Source organism: Pseudomonas sichuanensis, from assembly GCF_003231305.1.
Taxonomy (GTDB): domain Bacteria; phylum Pseudomonadota; class Gammaproteobacteria; order Pseudomonadales; family Pseudomonadaceae; genus Aquipseudomonas; species Aquipseudomonas sichuanensis.
The window spans coordinates 1-17974 of sequence record NZ_QKVM01000079.1 but is presented as its reverse complement, the minus strand read 5'-3'; the positions used below and the strand labels follow the sequence as shown (position 1 = coordinate 17974).

At 66.0% G+C, this 17974-nt stretch carries 16 protein-coding genes; 6 read left to right on the top strand and 10 right to left on the bottom strand.

The features are described 5' to 3' along the window. The 5 genes from DM373_RS26905 to DM373_RS26880 all read left to right on the top strand — a co-directional run. Positions 1-544 (top strand): thiamine pyrophosphate-dependent enzyme (locus DM373_RS26905; protein ID WP_244215139.1); only part of this gene is annotated, 544 nt, incomplete at its 5' end. A 149-nt stretch (positions 545-693) separates the two neighbouring features. Further along, positions 694-1248, top strand: coding sequence for a UPF0149 family protein (locus DM373_RS26900; protein ID WP_110996417.1), 555 nt, complete (start codon positions 694-696; stop codon positions 1246-1248). Positions 1249-1383: 135 nt separating this feature from the next. Further along, a complete protein-coding gene (locus tag DM373_RS29125) occupies positions 1384-2013 on the top strand; it encodes a glutathione S-transferase family protein (RefSeq protein WP_208642833.1) in 630 nt (209 codons plus the stop codon). An 18-nt stretch (positions 2014-2031) separates the two neighbouring features. Beyond that, positions 2032-4047 carry a pyridoxamine 5'-phosphate oxidase family protein gene (locus DM373_RS26885; protein ID WP_110996415.1) on the top strand — a complete coding sequence of 672 codons (2016 nt, stop codon included), beginning with the start codon at positions 2032-2034 and terminating at the stop codon, positions 4045-4047. 172 nt (positions 4048-4219) lie between these two features. After that, a complete protein-coding gene (locus tag DM373_RS26880; protein ID WP_110996414.1) occupies positions 4220-5119 on the top strand; it encodes a LysR family transcriptional regulator in 900 nt (299 codons plus the stop codon). Positions 5120-5125: 6 nt separating this feature from the next. On the opposite strand, the gene DM373_RS26875 is transcribed toward DM373_RS26880, so the two are convergent. From DM373_RS26875 to DM373_RS26850, 7 genes are all read right to left on the bottom strand, one after another. After that, a complete protein-coding gene (locus tag DM373_RS26875; protein ID WP_110996413.1) occupies positions 5126-6568 on the bottom strand; it encodes an aminotransferase-like domain-containing protein in 1443 nt (480 codons plus the stop codon). Positions 6569-6584: 16 nt separating this feature from the next. Then, entirely contained in the window at positions 6585-8021 is a 1437-nt protein-coding gene (locus DM373_RS26870) for an L-lactate permease (protein ID WP_110996412.1), read from the bottom strand. A 12-nt stretch (positions 8022-8033) separates the two neighbouring features. Further along, the gene (locus tag DM373_RS26865; RefSeq protein WP_110996411.1) at positions 8034-8648 is read right to left on the bottom strand and encodes a glutathione S-transferase family protein; all 615 of its coding nucleotides are present in this window, start codon (positions 8646-8648) and stop codon (positions 8034-8036) included. Further along, entirely contained in the window at positions 8645-10435 is a 1791-nt protein-coding gene (locus tag DM373_RS26860; RefSeq protein ID WP_110996410.1) for an FAD/NAD(P)-binding protein, read from the bottom strand. Before DM373_RS26860 ends, DM373_RS26865 begins: the two co-directional genes overlap by 4 nt. After that, positions 10429-11460: a 2,3-diaminopropionate biosynthesis protein SbnB gene (sbnB, locus tag DM373_RS29540; RefSeq protein ID WP_309474914.1), complete on the bottom strand. Its 1032-nt coding sequence runs from the start codon at positions 11458-11460 to the stop codon at positions 10429-10431. Before sbnB ends, DM373_RS26860 begins: the two co-directional genes overlap by 7 nt. 6 nt (positions 11461-11466) lie before the next feature. After that, complete coding sequence (sbnA, locus tag DM373_RS29535; RefSeq protein WP_306109320.1) at positions 11467-12441, bottom strand: 2,3-diaminopropionate biosynthesis protein SbnA; 975 nt, start codon at positions 12439-12441, stop codon at positions 11467-11469. Positions 12442-12986: 545 nt separating this feature from the next. Continuing rightward, a complete protein-coding gene (locus DM373_RS26850) occupies positions 12987-13544 on the bottom strand; it encodes a TetR/AcrR family transcriptional regulator (RefSeq protein WP_110996418.1) in 558 nt (185 codons plus the stop codon). A gap of 130 nt (positions 13545-13674) precedes the next feature. On the opposite strand from DM373_RS26850, the gene DM373_RS26845 reads away from it, so the two are divergent. Continuing rightward, the gene (locus tag DM373_RS26845) at positions 13675-14460 is read left to right on the top strand and encodes an SDR family NAD(P)-dependent oxidoreductase (RefSeq protein WP_110996409.1); all 786 of its coding nucleotides are present in this window, start codon (positions 13675-13677) and stop codon (positions 14458-14460) included. 10 nt (positions 14461-14470) lie between these two features. On the opposite strand, the gene DM373_RS26840 is transcribed toward DM373_RS26845, so the two are convergent. From DM373_RS26840 to pdxR, 3 genes are all read right to left on the bottom strand, one after another. After that, positions 14471-15775 carry a type II toxin-antitoxin system HipA family toxin gene (locus tag DM373_RS26840; RefSeq protein ID WP_110996408.1) on the bottom strand — a complete coding sequence of 435 codons (1305 nt, stop codon included), beginning with the start codon at positions 15773-15775 and terminating at the stop codon, positions 14471-14473. Continuing rightward, on the bottom strand, positions 15772-16149 hold the full coding sequence (locus tag DM373_RS26835) for a helix-turn-helix domain-containing protein (protein WP_110996407.1): 378 nt from the start codon (positions 16147-16149) through the stop codon (positions 15772-15774). The genes DM373_RS26840 and DM373_RS26835 overlap by 4 nt, the downstream gene beginning before the upstream one ends. Before the next feature lie 216 nt (positions 16150-16365). Beyond that, positions 16366-17892, bottom strand: coding sequence for a MocR-like pyridoxine biosynthesis transcription factor PdxR (gene pdxR / locus DM373_RS26830; RefSeq protein WP_110996406.1), 1527 nt, complete (start codon positions 17890-17892; stop codon positions 16366-16368). Positions 17893-17974 lie beyond the last annotated feature (82 nt).

Sequence of the window (17974 nt, the reverse complement as noted above, 5' to 3'; positions counted from 1 at the left end):
TCGCGTGCTGCCGTCCGAAGGCATCGTTGCCCTGGACAACGGCATCTACAAGATCTGGTTCGCCCGCAACTACAAGGCGCACAAGCCCAACACCGTGCTGCTCGACAACGCCCTGGCGACCATGGGCGCCGGCCTGCCGTCGGCCATGGCGGCGCACCTGGTGTACCCGGACCGCCCGGTGATCTCGGTGTGCGGCGATGGCGGCTTCATGATGAACAGCCAGGAGCTGGAAACCGCGGTACGTCTGGGCATGCACCTGACCGTGGTGATCCTGCGTGACGACGGCTACGGCATGATCCGCTGGAAGCAGGCCAACATGGGCTTCACCGATTTCGGCCTGGACTACGGCAACCCGGACTTCGTCAAATACGCCGAAGCCTACGGTGCCAACGGCCACCGTGTGGAAAGCGCCGAAGGCTTCCTGCCGCTGCTGGAGCACTGCATCAAGACCCCAGGCGTGCACGTGATCGACTGCCCGGTCGACTACAGCGAGAACGACCGCATCCTCAACAGCGAGCTGCGTGAGCGCGCGCTGGCGGTCTAAACCGTAGCACCCTCATCGCGGGGCAAGCCTGCTCCCACGTTGTCAGACACGTTGTCGGACACGTGGGAGCGAGCTTGCCCCGCGATCGTTTTTAGCCACTTCTCCCATGTGTTAGGGTTCACCCAATTTCCTTTCCCAGGACACTCCCCATGCTCCCCCCGCTCAGCGAAAAAGAACTCGACCGCCTCGAAGACCTGCTGATCACCTACGGCAACGACTATTCGGTCATCAACCTGGCCGAGCTCAACGGCTTGTTCACCGCCCTGGCCAGCTCGCCGATCCAGGTCAATCCGCAGACGTGGCTGCCTGCCGTTTCAGGCGGCAAGGTCCCGAAATTCAAGAAGCCCGCCCATGAAGAGGCCTACACCGCGCTGATGCTGCGCTACGCCAGCCAGATCGCGGAAGAACTGGCCGACAACCTTGCCGACTTCGAGCCATTGTTCGAAGAGAGCGAGGATGAAGGAGGACCGGCGATCATTCTCGAAGAGTGGTGCTTTGGCTACATGCGCGGCACGCAAGTCGCCGAATGGAGCGCGCTGCCGCCGGAGCAGGACCGTCTGCTCAAGGCCATCTCGCTGCATGGCCTGGAAGACAACTTCGAGCTGCTCGACGCCATGAGTTTCGATGAGCTCCAGGCCTGTGTGCCGCAGGTAGTGGAGGCAGCGCGCGGGTTGTACCAGTATCAGAAACAGCAGCGGCATTGAGCCCTTGATCGCTGGGCTGATTATTCCGCCTGGCGAAATACTGGATTGCTCCCGGCACTCATTCTGCTGCCAACCGATCCAGTGCAGCATGTTCTCCAGCAGCGCCACTCCCGGCGCTGATCCGGAGCCAAGCACATGCCAACCCCGATCAAACTCTACAACTTCCCCAAGTCCGGCCATGCCCACCGCATCGAGCTGATGTTGTCGCTGCTGAACCTGCCCACCGAACTGGTGTTCGTCGACCTCGCCAAGGGCGCGCACAAGCAACCCGATTTCCTCGCCCTCAACCCGTTCGGCCAAGTGCCGGTGATCGATGACAACGGCACCGTGATCGCCGACTCCAACGCGATCCTGGTGTACCTGGCCAAGGCCTACGGCGGTGAACGCTGGCTGCCCCAGGACCCGGTTGGTGCCGCTCGCGTGCAGCGCTGGCTGTCGGTAGCCGCCGGTCCCCTGGCCTTCGGCCCTGCCGCCGCACGGCTGGTCACGGTATTCGGCGCCTCGTTCAACACCGACGAGGTCATCGGCCGCGCCCACACCCTGCTCAAGGTCATCGAGGCCGAACTGGCCCAGCGCCCGTTCCTGGTGGGCAGCGAGGCGACCATCGCCGATATCGCCAACTACTCCTACATCGCCCACGCGCCAGAGGGCAACGTGTCGCTGGAACCCTACCCGAACGTACGCGCCTGGCTTGCCCGCATCGAAGCGCTGCCAGGGTTCGTGCCGATGCCGCGCACGGTCATCGGCCTGCAGACCACGCTGTAACCCTTGAGGAATGCCGCCATGCGCTCTCCCTGGCACGAAGGTGAAAAACGACTGCAGGAGCAGGTCGGCGTTGCCGAGCGCATGGAGGTGTTCGGGCAGAAAGTCATCCGCGACCATATGCCTGACCAGCATCGGGTGTTCTATCACCAGTTGCCGTTCATCGTGGCAGGTGCCGTGGATGCGCAGGGCAAACCCTGGGCAACCCTGCTCGAAGGCCCGGAAGGCTTCGTCAGCTCGCCCCATCCGAAGCAACTGCTGATCGACACTGAGCTGGCCAGCGATGATCCCGCCACGCCTGGCCTGGCCCAGGGGGGCGCCATCGGCCTGCTGGGGATCGAGCTGCACACCCGCCGGCGCAATCGCCTCAACGGCCAGGCCCGTCGCGTCGCAGGGGGGCAGCTGGAGGTGGCGGTCGAGCAATCGTTCGGCAACTGCCCGCAGTACATTCAACTGCGCGAATACACCCGTGTCGATGAGCCCTCACAGGGTCGCCAGGATTCAACGGCACTCGATGCCCGCACCCGGGCGATGATTGAAGGCGCCGACACTTTCTTCGTCGCCAGTTACGTCGAGCATGACGATGGCCGGCGCTCGGTGGACGTGTCCCATCGCGGCGGCCGCCCAGGTTTCGTCAAGGTCGAAGGCAACCGGCTGACCATCCCCGACTACGCTGGCAACCTGCATTTCAATACCCTCGGCAACCTGCTGGTGAACCCGCTTGCCGGCCTGCTGTTCGTCGATTTCGTGACCGGCAATGTGTTGCAGCTGTCCGGCCGCACCGAGGTGATGCTCGACAGCCCGCTGATCAGCGCATTCGAAGGTGCCGAGCGGCTCTGGGCGCTGGACGTCGAGCAGGTGGTGCTGCGCCCGGCAGCGGTGTCGCTGCGCTGGGCTTTCCAGGAATATGCCCCGACCAGCCTGGCGACCGGCACCTGGGCCGAGGCCGAGCAGCGCCTGCAACAGCGTGAACGGCAGCACCAGTGGCTGGCCTGGCGGGTGGCGCGTATCGAACAGGAAAGTCGCGACATCCGCTCGTTCTATCTACAGCCCGATGACGGCAAGCCCGTGCCCTTCGCCCCAGGGCAGCACATCCCCGTGCGCCTGCAACCGGACGGCGAGGCTCCGCTGGTCCGCACCTACAGCCTTTCCAGCGCACCGTCCGACGGTTACCTGCGCATCAGCGTCAAGGCGCAAGGCCCGGCTTCGCGACACCTGCATGAGCGCTTGAAGGTCGGTGACGTGCTCAAGGTGCGACTGCCCATGGGCAATTTCACCCTCGATCAACAGAGCCAGCGGCCCTTGGTGCTGATCGGCGCCGGGGTCGGCATTACACCGCTGATGGCCATGCTCCGCGAGCAGCTAGGCAGCGGGCAGGGCCGGCGTATCCACCTGTTCCACGGCGGGCGCAGCCTGGCCGAGCTGCCGTTCCGGCAGGAGCTCGCCGTGCTCAAGCAGCAGGCCGGTGACCTGCTGGCTATCCACCGCGCCCTGAGCCAGCCCGAAGCGCATGCCGTGCCTGGTCGCGATTTCGAGTTCGCTGGCCGTCTGGGCATCGCCCAGATCAAGACCGCATTGGCGCTGGACGACTACGACTTCTACCTGTGCGGCCCGGCCAGTTTCACCCAGGACCTGTACGAAGGCCTGCGTGCGCTGCATGTGCCCGACGCCCGGGTTCACGCCGAGGCGTTCGGCCCCTCGACCCTGCGCCGCCACACCGACGACCGGCAACCCGTGCTGCAACAACCCCCGGCCGCCACCCAGCCGGTGCCGGTGTACTTCGCCAGCTCCGCCAAGGAAGCCCGCTGGGCGCCCGACAGCGGCACGCTGCTGGAACTGGCCGAGCGCCGTGGCCTGTCACCGGATTTCAGTTGCCGGGGCGGCTCCTGTGGTACCTGCAAAACCCACGTGGTCAGTGGTCAGGTGCATTACCCTAACCCGCCCGCCGAGCTGCCCGACAGCGGCACTGTGCTGATCTGCTGCGCGGTGCCGGCCCAGCCGGAGGACGGTGCGCAGCCGTTGGTCCTGGAGCTGTGAGGTTGGCCCTACCGGCCCTATCGCCGGCAAGCCGGCTCCCACACAGACCGAATGAACCCAAGCTATGCGCCATCCATGTGGGAGCCGGCTTGCCGGCGATGGGGTCGGTGCAGCCAGCACAAAACCCCGCTATAACGGATAATCCCCGCACTTCCGAGGCCCAGGAGCCCGCATGGACCAGATCCACCTGATGAAGGTGTTCGTCGCCGTCGGCGAGCTGGAAAGCTTCGCCGCCGCCGCCCGTCGCCTGGCGATATCGCCGGCGGCAGTGACCCGCGCCGTCACGGCCCTGGAAGAACAGCTCGGCGTCAAGCTGCTGTTGCGCACCACCCGCAGCGTGCGCCTGACCGAAGCCGGCGGGCGCTACCTGGAAGATACCCGGCATATCCTCGCCAGCATCATCGAAGCCAACGAAGCGGCCGCCGGCATCAACGCCATGCCCAAGGGCGACCTGGCCGTGACCGCGCCGATCCTGTTCGGCAAGAAGTTCGTCATGCCCTGCATCGTCCGCTACCTGCAGCAGTACCCCGAGGTGGACGTATCGGCCTACTTCCTCGACCGAGTGGTGAACCTGGTGGAGGAGGGCATGGATGTGGCGGTGCGGATCGGCCAGCTACCCGACTCCGGCCTCAAGGCCCTGCGTGTGGGCAGCATGCGCAGGTTGCTGTGCGCCTCGCCAGAGTATCTCGAACAACACGGCACCCCACGCCATCCGAGCGAGCTGCAAGGCCACGCGGTCATCGCCGCCGGCGTTCTCTCGCCACGCACCGACTGGCGCTTCGGCGCCATCGACGACCCGACCCTGATCCGCATGAAACCGCGCCTGACCGTGACCAGCAACGACGCGGCCATCGCCGCCGCCAGTGCCGGGCTGGGTATCGCCCGGCTGCTGTCCTACCAGGTGGCCGACGAACTGGCGGCCGGGCGGCTGCAGGTGATCCTTGCCGAGTACGAAGAAGCGCCCTGGCCGATCCATGTGCTGCACCGCGAGAGCAAGTATGGTTCGACCAAGGTACGGACCTTCATCGACATGCTCGCCGAGCACCTGCGCGGCCAGCAGCATCTGGCCTGAGCCGGTTCAGGCCGGGGCCGCGCAAGCCTGCCGGGCCAGGCTGGCGCATTCGCCGAGCACGCTCAGGCCATGGGTCAGTTCCGGCGACAGCGGCCTGCCCAGACACAAGCGCAGCCCCGTGGTGGGCTGGCCATCGGCGAAGAAAATCCCGCTGCCGGCGATGTGGTAGCCCCGCTCATGGGCCAGTTGCTGAAGCAGGGCCATGTCGGTACCCGCCGGCAATTCCAGCCAGTGGATGAACCCGCCGCGCGGCGGCACATACACCGTCCCCGCCGGGAAGGCCGAACGCACCAACCCGTGCATCGCCTCGTTCACCGTGGCCAGCTGGCTGCGCAGCCGGGCGCAGTGTTCGTCCATGTAGCCGCGCCCGATGAACTCGTTCAGCGCGCTTTGCGCCAGGCTCGACACCGCCAGGTTGCGCGAGAACATCTGCGCGAGGATGGCATCGCGGTACTTGCCGGCCACGCACCAGCCCACCCGGAAGCCCGGGGCGACGGTCTTGGAGAACGACGAGCAGTAGATGGTCTGCCCGGTGCTGTCATGGCTCTTGAGTGCGCGTGGTCGCTCGGTTTCCGGCACCAGGTCGAAGAAGATGTCGTCCTCGATGATCGGTACATCGGCCTCGCGGGCCAGTTGCGAGAGCCTGGCGCGGGCCGCCTCGGGCATGATGAAGCCACGCGGGTTCTGCAGGGTCGGATTGAGGAAGATCACATCGACTTTCTTGAGCTTCAGCGCCTCTTCGAGGTGCTCCATGTCGATCCCGGTTTCCCCGTGGGTGCGCATGGGCAGTGCGCGCATCCCCAGGCGCTCGATGGTCTGCAGGATGCCGTAGTAGGTGGGGGTTTCGATGGCCACCGTGGCGCCGCGCTGGGCCACGGCCTCCAGGGCCAGTTCCAGGGCCACGGTATCGCCGGAGGTCACCAGCACTTCGTCCGGGCCGCAGACCACGCCCCGGGTCAGCATCAACCCGGCAATGCGCCGGCGCAGCGCCGCATGCCCAGGTGGCGTCACCAGCCCGGCGATTGCCAGGTCGGCCTTGCTGGCCAGTGTGGCCATGCACTTGTTGAGCAGCACGTGGGGGGTGAGGTCGCCGTGCAGCACGGCCGAACTCAGCGACAGGGTGGTGCGGCTGGCCGCCTGGGAGAGCATGGCGACCACCGCGTGGTTGACGTTGACCGTGACGCTGGAGAAGTCGAAGCGGCTGGCCGGGCTGGCGCGCCCCGCCGCCGACACGAAGTAGCCGACCCGCGGCTCGGTCAGCACATAGGCGTTGGCTTCGAGGTCGGCCAGGGCCCGCTGTACGGTGGTGATGCTGGTGTCGAACAGGCGGGCCAGGGTGCGGATCGACGGCAGCTTGGTGCGCGCCGGCCATTCACCGCTGTCGATCTGGCGGATGATCCAGTCCTTGACTCTCCGCCAGCGTTTATCAGGTGCTTCGAACCGATCCATGGGGTCTCTTGTCAGCTCAGGAATGACCTCCCAGAACATAAAGTAAAACCACCCCGGTTGCAGCAACGATGGCGATGTTCAGCGCCACCAGGCCGAAGGCGAAGCGGATCAGCCCGTGCTCTTCATCGCGGTTGGCGGCTGCCAGCCCGGTGATCAGCGACAGGATCGACAGCGAGCCCAGCGCACCATGCCCGGCGGCGCTGTTGACCATCGCCGCCAGCCACGGCCCGTAGTCGCTGCCCAGGGCGGCGATCGACGGCATCACCAAGGTGTTGCCGCCCACGTTGGAGCCGGTGACGTAGCCCGCGATACCCGCCAGCAGCGCCACGGTCGGCGCCAGCGAAATCCCCGACAGCGATTGCAGGGCGCGCTGCGCCTCGACCAGAAAGCCCGCGTTGACCATCACCTGCGACAGCAGCAGGAACAGGAAGATGGTCGCCACCGGGAACTTGGCGCGCTTGAGCAGCGAGGCCCACGGGAAGCTGCCGTCGGCGCGCTGGCGCAGGGTCATCAGCACGGTGACGATCAGCAGTGCCAGCCCCGGCGAGGCCAGCGGTTTCCACGACACATGCTCGCCCTTGATCACCCACACGCCATCCCAGCCCGACAGTACGAACAGCGCGCGCGAGGCGACGATCACCCCCAGCAGCGCCAGGTACGGCCAGGCTGCCGCCGGCCAGCGCACCAGGCGCTTGCGCTGCAGGTACGAAATCACCAGGCCCACGGCGGCCACGGTCAGCCCCGCCAGCACGCCCGATACTTCAGGCCCGACAAAGCGGTTGATGCCGTACAGTACCGCGCTGAACAGCACCGATACCGCACACAAGCCCAGCCATGGCAGGGCGCTGCGAATGCCGGCCTGCCACAGGGCGATGCCCGCCAGCACCAGGAACACTGGCGCGCTGATCAGCGCCGAATGGCTGCCCAGCTCGTTGGCCGGCAGGTGGGTGAGCAAGCCGCCGATCACCGTGGCCAGGCCCAGGGTGCCCCACGGCATGATGACCATGCCGGCCAGGGCGATCTTCATGCCTGCCTGGCGCGAAAACAGCCCCATCAGCAGCGGCACGGTGGCGATCAGCGAGACGCCGAAGCCGGTCATCGCCTCCAGCAGCGGCGCCAGCCCCAGCACGATGAAGATCACCTGCGCCGCTGGCTTCCAGCCCAGCTCGCGCACCCAGGCACCGATGGCCTGCGGCGCGCCGCCGCGTTCGACCAGGATGACGAAAGCCAGCCCCGGCACGATCACGCAGGCGGTGCTGAGGAACAGGATCATCGTGTCCTTGATGATCGCCGAGCTGGCGGCGGCCGACAGTGGCGCAGCGGCGCCCATGCCCCACAGCAGGAAGACCACCGCGACGCCGGCCAGCGCTGCCTGCACGGGCGGGCGACGCACCAGCAGGATCAGGGCGATCACCAGGCCGATGGGCGACATTTGCAACAAGAGAGCAGCCATGTGCTGTGTTCCTTAATCGTGGGTCTGACCGCTGTACTCGGTGGCGCGCATCGAGGGGCGGTCGCAGAAACGCTGGTACCAGGCGTTCAGGCGCGGGTGCTGGGAGAAGTCGCCAAGCTCGCGGAACACGATCCAGTCCAGGGCGGTGCCCAGGGCCACGTGACCAACGTTCAGCGGGCCGTCGAGTTCGACCTGTTGTTCGAGGTAGCGGTACGACTCTTCAAGCTTGTACTTCTGGCCCTCGCCGTAGGCCGGGTAGCGCAGGTGCGCCGGGCGGCGCTCGACTTCCCAGCGCAGCTTGATGCCGACATCGCACAGGCCCTGGGCCAGCGCCTGCAGGCGCAGGGCCTGGTAGCGTTCGGGGCCTTGCAGCGGGATCAGCTTCGGCCCCCGGTGCAAGGTGTCGAGGTAGTCGCAGATCACGATCGAGTCGAACAGCGCCTCGCCCTCGGGCAGCATCAGCACCGGCACCTTGCCCAGCGGGTTGGCCTGGTAGATGGTCTCGTTGCGGGTCGTGGGGCTGGTCTCGTGGTGGATCACCTCCAGGCGCTCGGCGAGCCCGAGCTCATGGGCCATCACCAGCACCTTGCGGGCGTAGGGCGAGTGGGTCTGGTAGTAGAGCTTCATGGGGCGGTCCCTGTGTCGAGGATGGCCGAGGCGGCCTTGTGGGCGTCGATGAACAGCCGCGACGGCGCGCCGGCCGAGGTGACGTAGTGGTTGTAGTAGCACGAGCCCTCGGCCAGCGGCCCGAGCACCCAGAGGTTGCGCACCGGTTCGCCGCTGCTGGCGCGCGGGTGGCAGGCCGCGTCGACATCGATGCCATCCAGGCCCGGCACATCGGTGCGCGGGCGGATCAGGCCAAGCCGCGCCAGGTCGCGCACCGGAGCGCAGTCGCTGTCGTGCACGCCGCTGCCCTGCACGTAACCGGCCACGCGCCGGTAAGGCTTGGCGGCTGGCACGGCGCCCGGTGGCAGGAAGGTCAGCAGCCCGGCGTCGCTCAGGGCCAGCAGGTCGGCGTGGCGTTCCTTCTGCGGCCCGGCCACCAGGCGGTTGATCGCCTTGTGCCAGCGGCCGTAGAACTGCCGGTGCGAAGCCTCGGTGAGGCCGTCGAAGTCGACCGCCTCGCGCAGCCGGTCACGCAGGTCGCGCCACACCTCGATGGCCGCCTTGACCGGCGATTCGGCGCGGCCGATGCGGGCCTCGTGCAGGTCGGCCTCGATGGCGTCGTAGATCCACGCATGGTAGTTGTGCGCGTTCACCTGCGCCGGCAGGCTGTGCAGGATCAGCGCCTGCGGGTCGATGGCGCCGGACAGCGCCTCGTAGTGGCGCAGCAGGCCCTCGCTTTCGCGGGTATCGGTGGGCGTTTGCAGGCTGACGCTGCGCAGTTGCTCCAGCACTTCACGGTGGCGCGCCGGGTCGGTCTTGGCGTGCAGCACCGCCATGCCGGCCGCGCGCATTTCCAGGAGCATGCGCGGCAGCACGTCACGCTCGAAGTCCAGCTGGCCGTTCGGCGCCTGCTGGCGCAGTGCATCGATGTGGGTGCTGGTGAGGAAGATCGGCTTGTGCCGTGGCGCCCGGGTCAGGCCATTGGGGCGCGCGCGGAACGGCAGGCCGTCACGCGACTGGATATAGATCACCGGCTCCTTGCCGGATGGGAAGTACACATGGCTGGCGTCGGCCATGCGGTGGTAGGCGCCACCGCGGCCAGCGGTGAGCGCCGCCAGGGTATCCATCGCTCCCAGGCCCAGCCCTTCGAGCAGCACGGCTTCGCCGGGGGCGATGCTGTCGAGGCTGCCCGGCAGCGGGTAGATATCGCCCACCCGGCCTTCCTCGTCTGCCCGCACTCGCCCGGTATGGCCGACGGTCAGGATCAAGCGGTCCACGCTCACACTGTCGCCCGACGGCAGCTTGAGCTGGTAGGCCTGCTGCGCGTCGGTGCGCAGGCCGACCACCGGGTGCGGGTGCAGGCGCACCGCCACCCAGGCCGGCGCGCTGCTCAGGATGCGTGAGAAGGCGTCGGCCAGATAGGCGCCGAGCAGCCGGCGCGGGAGGAAGTCCTCCGGCTCCACCGCGCGCCCCTCGTCGGCCACCAGGCCGGTTTTCGGGTCGACCTTGACCCCCTTGGCCCGGCACCAGTCCAGAAAGTCCGGGCCCGAGCGTTCGCGTGCATCGTGCAGGGTGCCGAAGGCCGCCGCGTCGGGGTACACCCCGAGTTGCCCGGCCACGGTGTTGAGCAGCAGGTAGTCCGGTTGATTGGGCCAGTGGGCACCGGTGCCAAACACGTTGGGGTCGAAGATGTCGATCACCAGCGGCTGTTGCGGGCGGGTTTCGGCGATGCTCAGCAGGCGCTCGAAGATCGACAGCCCGCGCGAGCCGCAGCCCACCAGGCCGATGTGCAGGGGCTTGCTCACCATCTGCGCTCCTCCCCGAAGAACGACGGCACGGCGACTGCCGAGCCTTGCTCGAGGGCCACGTCATGGATACGCCGGCCCAGGGCCAGGTCGAGGATGCCCATGCCGAACGGCGAATAGATCAGGGGTTTGTCACGGTTCACCTGCAGTTCGCCGCGCAGGATCTGCGCCACGGTGCCGGTGACGAAATCGCGGTGGCCGAAGCGCTGCTCGGCCAGGTGCGGCGACGTGTTGGCCTTGAGGCAGTGGCTGACGTCGTCGAAGTAGTTGTAGCTGGCGGCGACGATGCCGGCATCGATGTCGCGCAGCGAGATGTTCAGCACGATCTGGCCTGGGCGGAAGGTGTCGTCGCCGCTGACGTAGGGGGTGCCGGCGCTGGTGGCGAACACCACGATATCGGCCTTGAGCGCTTCTTCCAGCGACCACAGTTGCACCTGCGGCAGGCCCAGTTGCTCACCGAAACCGGCCAGTGCCTCGGCCGACTCGCGGTTGAGGTCATGCACGCCGACCTGGCCGAACGACCAGTCGTCGCCGATGAAGGTGTCGAGGATGTTGCGGGCGATCACGCCGCCGCCAATGATCGACAGGCTGCCAGCGCGTTTCTGTTTGTCATTGAGCAGCCAGGCGCCCAGCACGGCCGAGGCGGCGGTGCGCACGGCGCTGATCAGCGCGCCTTCGAGCAGCGCGTAGGGATAGCCGGTTTGTGGGTCGTTGAGGATCAGTACCGCCGAGGCCCGTGGGATGCCGGCGTGGATGTTGTCCGGGTAGCTGGCGATCCACTTGATGCCTGATACCGACTGTTCGCCCTGTTTGTCGACGATCGCCGCCGGCAGGGCAATGATGCGGTTGGCCGGCTCTTCGGGGAAACGCAGGAAGTAGCTGTCCGGGTTGACGGTTTCGCCGCGCTCATGGGTGAGGTAGGTCTGCGCGACCACCTCGATGGCCTCCTGGCGCATGCCGGCAAGGATGTCCTTGACGGTTGCGCCGGGGATCACGTGGAACGGGGGAATCGAAGCTTGTGCGGTCATGACTGGTTACGCCGTAAGGGAGAGAGGGAATTCGGGGAACAACGGTTGCAGCGCGTCCGGGCCCAAGCGTTGGCTGACCCAGTCGTCTGAATAGAGGGTTTCCAGGTAGCGCTCGCCCATGTCCGGGGAGATCGCCACCACCACATCGTCCGGGCGGATCTGCGCTGCCCACTGCTGCACGCCGGCCAGCACCGTGCCGGTGGAACCACCGAACAGCAGGCCGTAGCGCTGCGCCAGCCAGCGGCACACCTGGACCGTGCGCACCTCGGGCACGGTGAGGAAGGCGTGGATATCGCTGGGCTCGTAGATCTCAGGGCGGCGGCTGGTGCCGAGCCCCGGGATGTGGCGGGTGCCGCCGGGCAGGCCGAAGGTCACCGAACCGACCGAGTCCACCGCGATCACCTTGGTGCGCGGGTGGTGGTCGGCGAAGTAGCGCTTGCAGCCCATCAGCGTGCCGGTGGTGCCGGCGCCGACGAACAGGTAGTCGACATGCCCGAACTTCTCGGCGATGGCCCGCGCGGTGGCGTTGTAGTGGGCCAGCGGGTTGTTCGGGTTCTGGTACTGGTTGAGCCAGATGTAGTCGGGGTTCTGCGCGACCATCTGTTCGATCAGGCGGATGCGCGAGTAGAGGAAACCACCGTTCTCGTCGCGCTGGTCGACCACGATTACCTGCGCACCCAGGGCCTGGATCAGTTTGCGGTTGGGCGCCGAAGTGTTCGGGTCGATGACGCAGACGAACTGGTAGCCCTTGGCCGCGCAGACCATCGCCAGGGCCACGCCGAGGTTGCCCGACGAGGATTCGATCAGCCGCGTTCTGGGGGTGATCAGCCCACGGCTTTCCAGGTCGGCGACGATTGCGTGGGCGGTCTTGAGCTTGATGGAGCCGGCCGGGTTCAGGCCCTCGATCTTCAAGTGCACCTTGGCACTGCACAGCTGATCGACCTGGACGTAGTTATTTTCGTTTATCAGTTGCTTGATCATTAGGGCATCCCTGTCAGATTTCCTGAATGAAGCGGGCCGTCCGCCGTTGGGGCGGCAGGCTTTGAAGTAACGGGGCAGCAGGGAAGTGAGGTACCGGGTGGTAGCGCTTGCCTGTTCTACGGTTATCTACAAACGCGCTTTCCATCCGTGGAAACGATGTTGCTCATGATGTTGGGGTTGGTATGCAACTGCGCGCCGGCTGTGCCTGCGCTGCGGGAGTGATGGTGCGGGGCGGGGAGGGGAGGGCGACAGATACAGAAAATCGGGATTTTTCAATACAGGGGAGGCGGGCAGGGTAGGCCTGGCGCGGTCATTGTGGGAGCAGCCGTCTGCTCGCAATTCAAAGCGTTGGCGCGATACCTGTGGGAGCGGGCTTGCCCCGCGATTGCAACAACGCGGTGTATGGCACCGGCACGGCCGGTGTTCGCGGGGCAAGCCCGCTCCCACGCTATGGACTTCCCCAGGAAGTTGGACCACTTGGGGGGCAGTCCACTATCGTCACGTGCTCTGCGCGCTGTGTCATACAGCGCAGGCCAAGGCTGTGGCTAGGTCAGCAGCCGCTTCCGGCAAGCCTCGAGAATTTCATCCGCCAACGGCGAATCATCCGGGCAGGCGCGGGACAGCGTGATGGCCCCCACCAAGGTGGCAATCACGCTCAAGCGCCGGGCACGCTGGGCCTTTTCATCGGCAGTATCGATTGGCCCGCCGGCCGCCTGCAGCGTCTGAAGCAATTGCTCCAGCCCTTGGGCAAACACCGTCTTGACCGCCTCGGGCTGGCGCGCTGCATCGTTGCTCAGCGCCGCCAGGGTGCAGCCGCCTGCCGGATTGTCGCGGTGCTCCCTGGACAGGTACTGGCCCAGGAAGTCCGCCAGATCGACCCCTTCGCTGCGCGCCGCGCTGCCGGCCAGGCCACAAGCCGCGGCCTCGGCCATGAGGTCGGCCTTGGAGCCGAAGTGCTTGTAGAACCCGCCATGGGTGAAACCGGCAGCGGCCATCAGCTCGGCCACACCGACCCCGTCATACCCCCGCTCGCGAAACAGCGAGGAGGCCGTTTCGACAATATGCGCGCGGTTGGCTTGGGCTTGTGCCTTGGTGACTTTCATGGCGGGCGACTCCTGCACCGGGGTGATGGGGCTCATCATACATTGATGTCGTTCATCATCAAAACGTTGACATGGTTAGATTATGATCGTAATCATAATGGCAGACACACCCAACCTTGAGGATCTACCCATGAGTGCCTTGCCTACCGTTCTTGTCACCGGCGCCTCCAGCGGCATCGGCGCCACCTATGCCGAACGCTTCGCCCAGCGTGGCCACGACCTGGTACTGGTCGCCCGCGATAAGGCCCGGCTGGAGGCCCTGGCCGATCGCCTGCATGAGCAATTTGCCGTCGCAGTCGAGGTGCTGGTGGCCGACCTGACGCAGGACGCTGCCTTGGCCAAGGTCGAAGCCCGTTTGCGTGAAGATGGCCGCATCGGTGTACTGATCAACAACGCAGGCCTTGGCCAGTCGGGCGGTTTCCTCGGGCAGAACGGCGAAAGCCTCGAACGCCTGATCGGCCTGAACGTCACCGCCGTTACCCGCCTGGCGGCCGCCATCGCCCCGCGTCTGGCCGAGCAGGGCAGTGGTGCGATCGTCAACATCGGTTCAGTGGTGGGGCTGGCGCCGGAGCTGGGCATGACGGTGTATGGCGCCACCAAGGCGTTCGTGCAGTTCCTGTCCCAGGGCCTGGCGCTGGAGCTGGGGCCAAAGGGTGTCTATGTGCAGGCCGTGCTGCCGGCGGCGACCCGTACCGAAATCTGGTCGCGCTCGGGGCTGGACATCGATTCGCTGCCTGAAGTGATGGAGGTGCAGGATCTGGTCGATGCCGCACTGGTGGGCTATGACCGGCGCGAGGCGATCACCATCCCGCCGTTGCAGCACGCCGAGCGCTGGGTGGCGCTGGACGGTGCGCGGCAGATGTTGATGGGGGATTTGCGCCAGTCCCAGGTGGCTGAGCGTTATCGCGCCGTGTAGCTGGCCAGGTTCACAGCCCCTCGCCAAGGTACAGCCGGTGTGCCTCGCCAATCCGCTCACTGGCGGCGGCAGGCACACCCGCTTCCCTGGCAAAGCGTGGCCACTGTGCGACGGCCTCGCAGACTTCCTTGATGATCCGCCGTGCGTCCATGCCGCGAACCTGGCTTGCCACGCTCAGCAGGTCATCGAGGGTGAAGTCGTCGCGCTTGCCGTTGACCGTCATCTGGTGGGTGTCAACCCAGAAGCTGCCGGGCAGGTAGGAGTAGGACACGTCGTAGGCCGGCGTGAGGTACCAGGTGCCGTCGGTATCCATCATGAAGGCCGTGTTCTTGGTGTGATCGTCCTGGTTGCGGGCGACCAGGTTGAAGACCATGCGCCGGTAGAACTGCTCGGCCCCGTCTCGGGAAATCCTCAGTGCCCGCATGACCCCGAACGCCTCGGCATACGAGTACTGGCCAGGCTTGCGGAAGTCGGCATGGTCGAGTGCGCACAGGGTGGCCATGTGGATTTTCTCGCCTTCGGCCGTGCGGTCGAAGCGCTTGGTCATGAAGTGGGCGCGGCCTCCCTCTTCCAGCAAGCGGCACTCGGTCATGCTGATGCCCGCAGCCTTTGCCATCAGGTGGTAGGCGTACTCGATCCGCCCGTAACCCTGTGAATCGGCCAGCAGTTTCGAGTCCTTGGCCACATCGAACTTGAGCAGCCAGTACTCGAACCCGGGGGGCGCGGTGACCTGGCCTGAGCGGATCTCACCTTGAGCATCGATGGCGATGACGGCTTTCGCCCGTGCCCCGCCCGCGCTGGTGCCGATGTGGATGAGGTGCTGCAGGGCCGCGTCGTCCACCGACGGGTCATGGGCGTTGAGCCGTTCGGCGATCGACTCGCGCTCCGACAACACCTCGCTGGCGAGGCGCACCAGGGCGTCGATCTGGATGCTTTCTGCCTGGTCGCGCTCGGTGGCCAGCGCCGGGCGGTATTCCAGCGCGCCCATGCCTCGCTCACCCTGGTACAACAGGCGCTCGACCGGCGTGAAGGTGGCTTTGCTGCGCCCTTGCTGGGCCAACCAGGCATCGATCAGCGCATTGCCGAAGTCATCAGGCAGGGAGTCGGCGAGTATCGACGGCAGGCCTTTGAAGGTTTCGCGGTCCAGCCCCTGGAAGACATAGACGTAGTCCGCGCGCAAGGGCATGTGGATAGGTGAGATTTCCAGGCCGGTCCTGACGAATTCGGGGGTGTATTCGAATTCCCCAACCTGGGTTTGCGGGTTCCAGTTGAGTGCGCCTACGTACACATCCCAGAGGTAGATTTGTGCGATCACCAGCTTTCATCCTTGTGGGGTTTCTGGCCACCAATGAGCGAGGGCTTGCCAATCGGGGTTCTGCCGGTGGGTTCAGGCGCCGGCTGGGTTGCCCGTGTGACTGTCGCTCGTTGCCTTTGCTTGCCCTGCATTTTCGCCAACTGCAAGGGGCTGCTTCTGACTTCCTCGATCAGGCTGGCGAGGCGCTCCAGCTCCCCAAGCACCCGCAGCACGGCGATCACGTTGACCAAGGTGCCTTTGCCGGCCGCAAGCTTGCGGTAGGTTTCCCGGGAGATCCCGGCTTCATGGGCAACGATGTCCTGGCCGATATTACGCTTCAAGCGGATCGCTTCAATGCGTTGGCCGATCTCACGGGCGATGGCGTCGTCGGTCATTGATGTGGCTTTCATAACGCCTGGAATCCTATGTTTAAAAGGCCTTTATTCATCTCTTTGCCTAGAATATTAGGCTTTGAAAAGCGATTTTTAAAGGTGAACCAAGCATTTTATAAGGCCTAAAAAACTAGGCGTTATACGGATTTTTATGCATTTGAGCCAAGTATACTAGGTGTTAGTGTTGCAGGGTCGGCTGAGTGATTGTGCCGCCTTTGTTTACGACATTTCGTTTCGCGCAAGGCGGCTTATCGATGTGCGTCCCGCAGTGGCCAAGCCTGCGAACACCTTTTCCAGTTTCACCACCGCGGCCTTCATCTCGACGGTCGTTTGAGCGGCAAACCCCATCAGCAAACCAACATCGTTCCTCGGCACCGCATACAGGCCACCCAGCCCGAGCAGGTCGATCCCCACCCCGCGCGCGGCCCTGACCACGGCGTCCTCAGGCAAGGCCTGGACGAAATGGCAGGGCATCTGCAGCCCTCCGGCCGGGATCTGCGGCACGAGAAATGCCGCCAGGTGCCGCTGAATGAGATCCGCCAGCACATCGCGCCGCTCGGCGTAGAGCCCACGCATGGCCCGCACATGGGCGTTGAAGTGGCCGCCTTCCATGAACCTGGCCAGGGTCAGTTGCGCGATGGAGGCGTTATGCCCGTCCTGCAGGGTTCGGGCGGCGGTCATCGGCGCGACGAGTTGGGGCGGCAGCAGCAGGTAGCCGATGCGCAGGCCGGCGAACAGCGATTTGGTGAAGGTGCCGATGTACAGCGTGCGGTCATGCGGGTCCAGGCCCTGCACGCAGGCGGTGGGGCGGCCGGCGTAGTGGAACTCGCTGTCGTAGTCGTCCTCGATGATCCAGGCGCGTTGCTGTCTGGCCCATTCGATCGCCAGCAGGCGCCGGTCCAGCGACAGGGTCGCGCCGGTCGGGTACTGGTGGGAGGGGGTGAGGAACAGCGCCCGGGCGTCCGGCGCGAGTCGGGCCATGGCGTCCACCTGCAGGCCGTGCTCATCCACCGGCACCGGTACGCCTGCCAGGCCGGCGGCGCTCACGGCCTTGCGTGTGCCCTGGTACAGCGGGTCCTCGACCAGCACCTTGTCGTCGGCGTCCATCAGCACCTGGGCGCACAACCCGAGTGCCTGCTGCGAGCTGGTGAGGATCAGGATGCGCTCGGCGGATGCCTGGGCGCCGCGCTCGAGGTTGAGGTAGTCGGCGATCGCGCTACGCAACGGCGCCATGCCCTGCGGCTCGCTGTGCTCCAGCGCCCGCGTGCCGTATTCCTTGTACACCTGCCGCTCCAGCTTCTCCCAGATGGCCAGGGGGAAATGCCGGGTTTCGGCCACGCCCGGGGCGAAAGGGCGGGGCGACTGGAAGTTGTGCACGCCACCGTTGTGCAGAATCGCCGTGCCTCGGCGGCTCAACTGCACAGGGGCTTCGCTGTGTGCCGGGCGCTGGCGCTTGCGCAGCGGCAGGCACCGGGCCCGTTGCGACACGAAGCTGCCGCTGCCCACGCGCCGCTCGATGAAGCCCTCGGCGTGCAACTGGCTGTAGGCCGACTCCACGGTATCCCGCGACACGCCCAGGGACTGGGCCAGCGGACGCGAGGCGGGCAGCGCCTTGCCCACCGGCAGTGCGCCGTCGAGGATCAACTGGCGGATCGCCCGCTGGATGCGCACATGCAAGGCCAGCGCGCTGTGGGCGGGGTCGTTGATCCAGGCTTTTACCGATTCCAGTTGCGCGTGTTTGAACATTGGCCTGATTCCCTGGCTGATGGACCTGATTGATGGCTGCCAATACCGGGGCCGCTTCGCGCCCCTTTCGCGGCACAAGGCC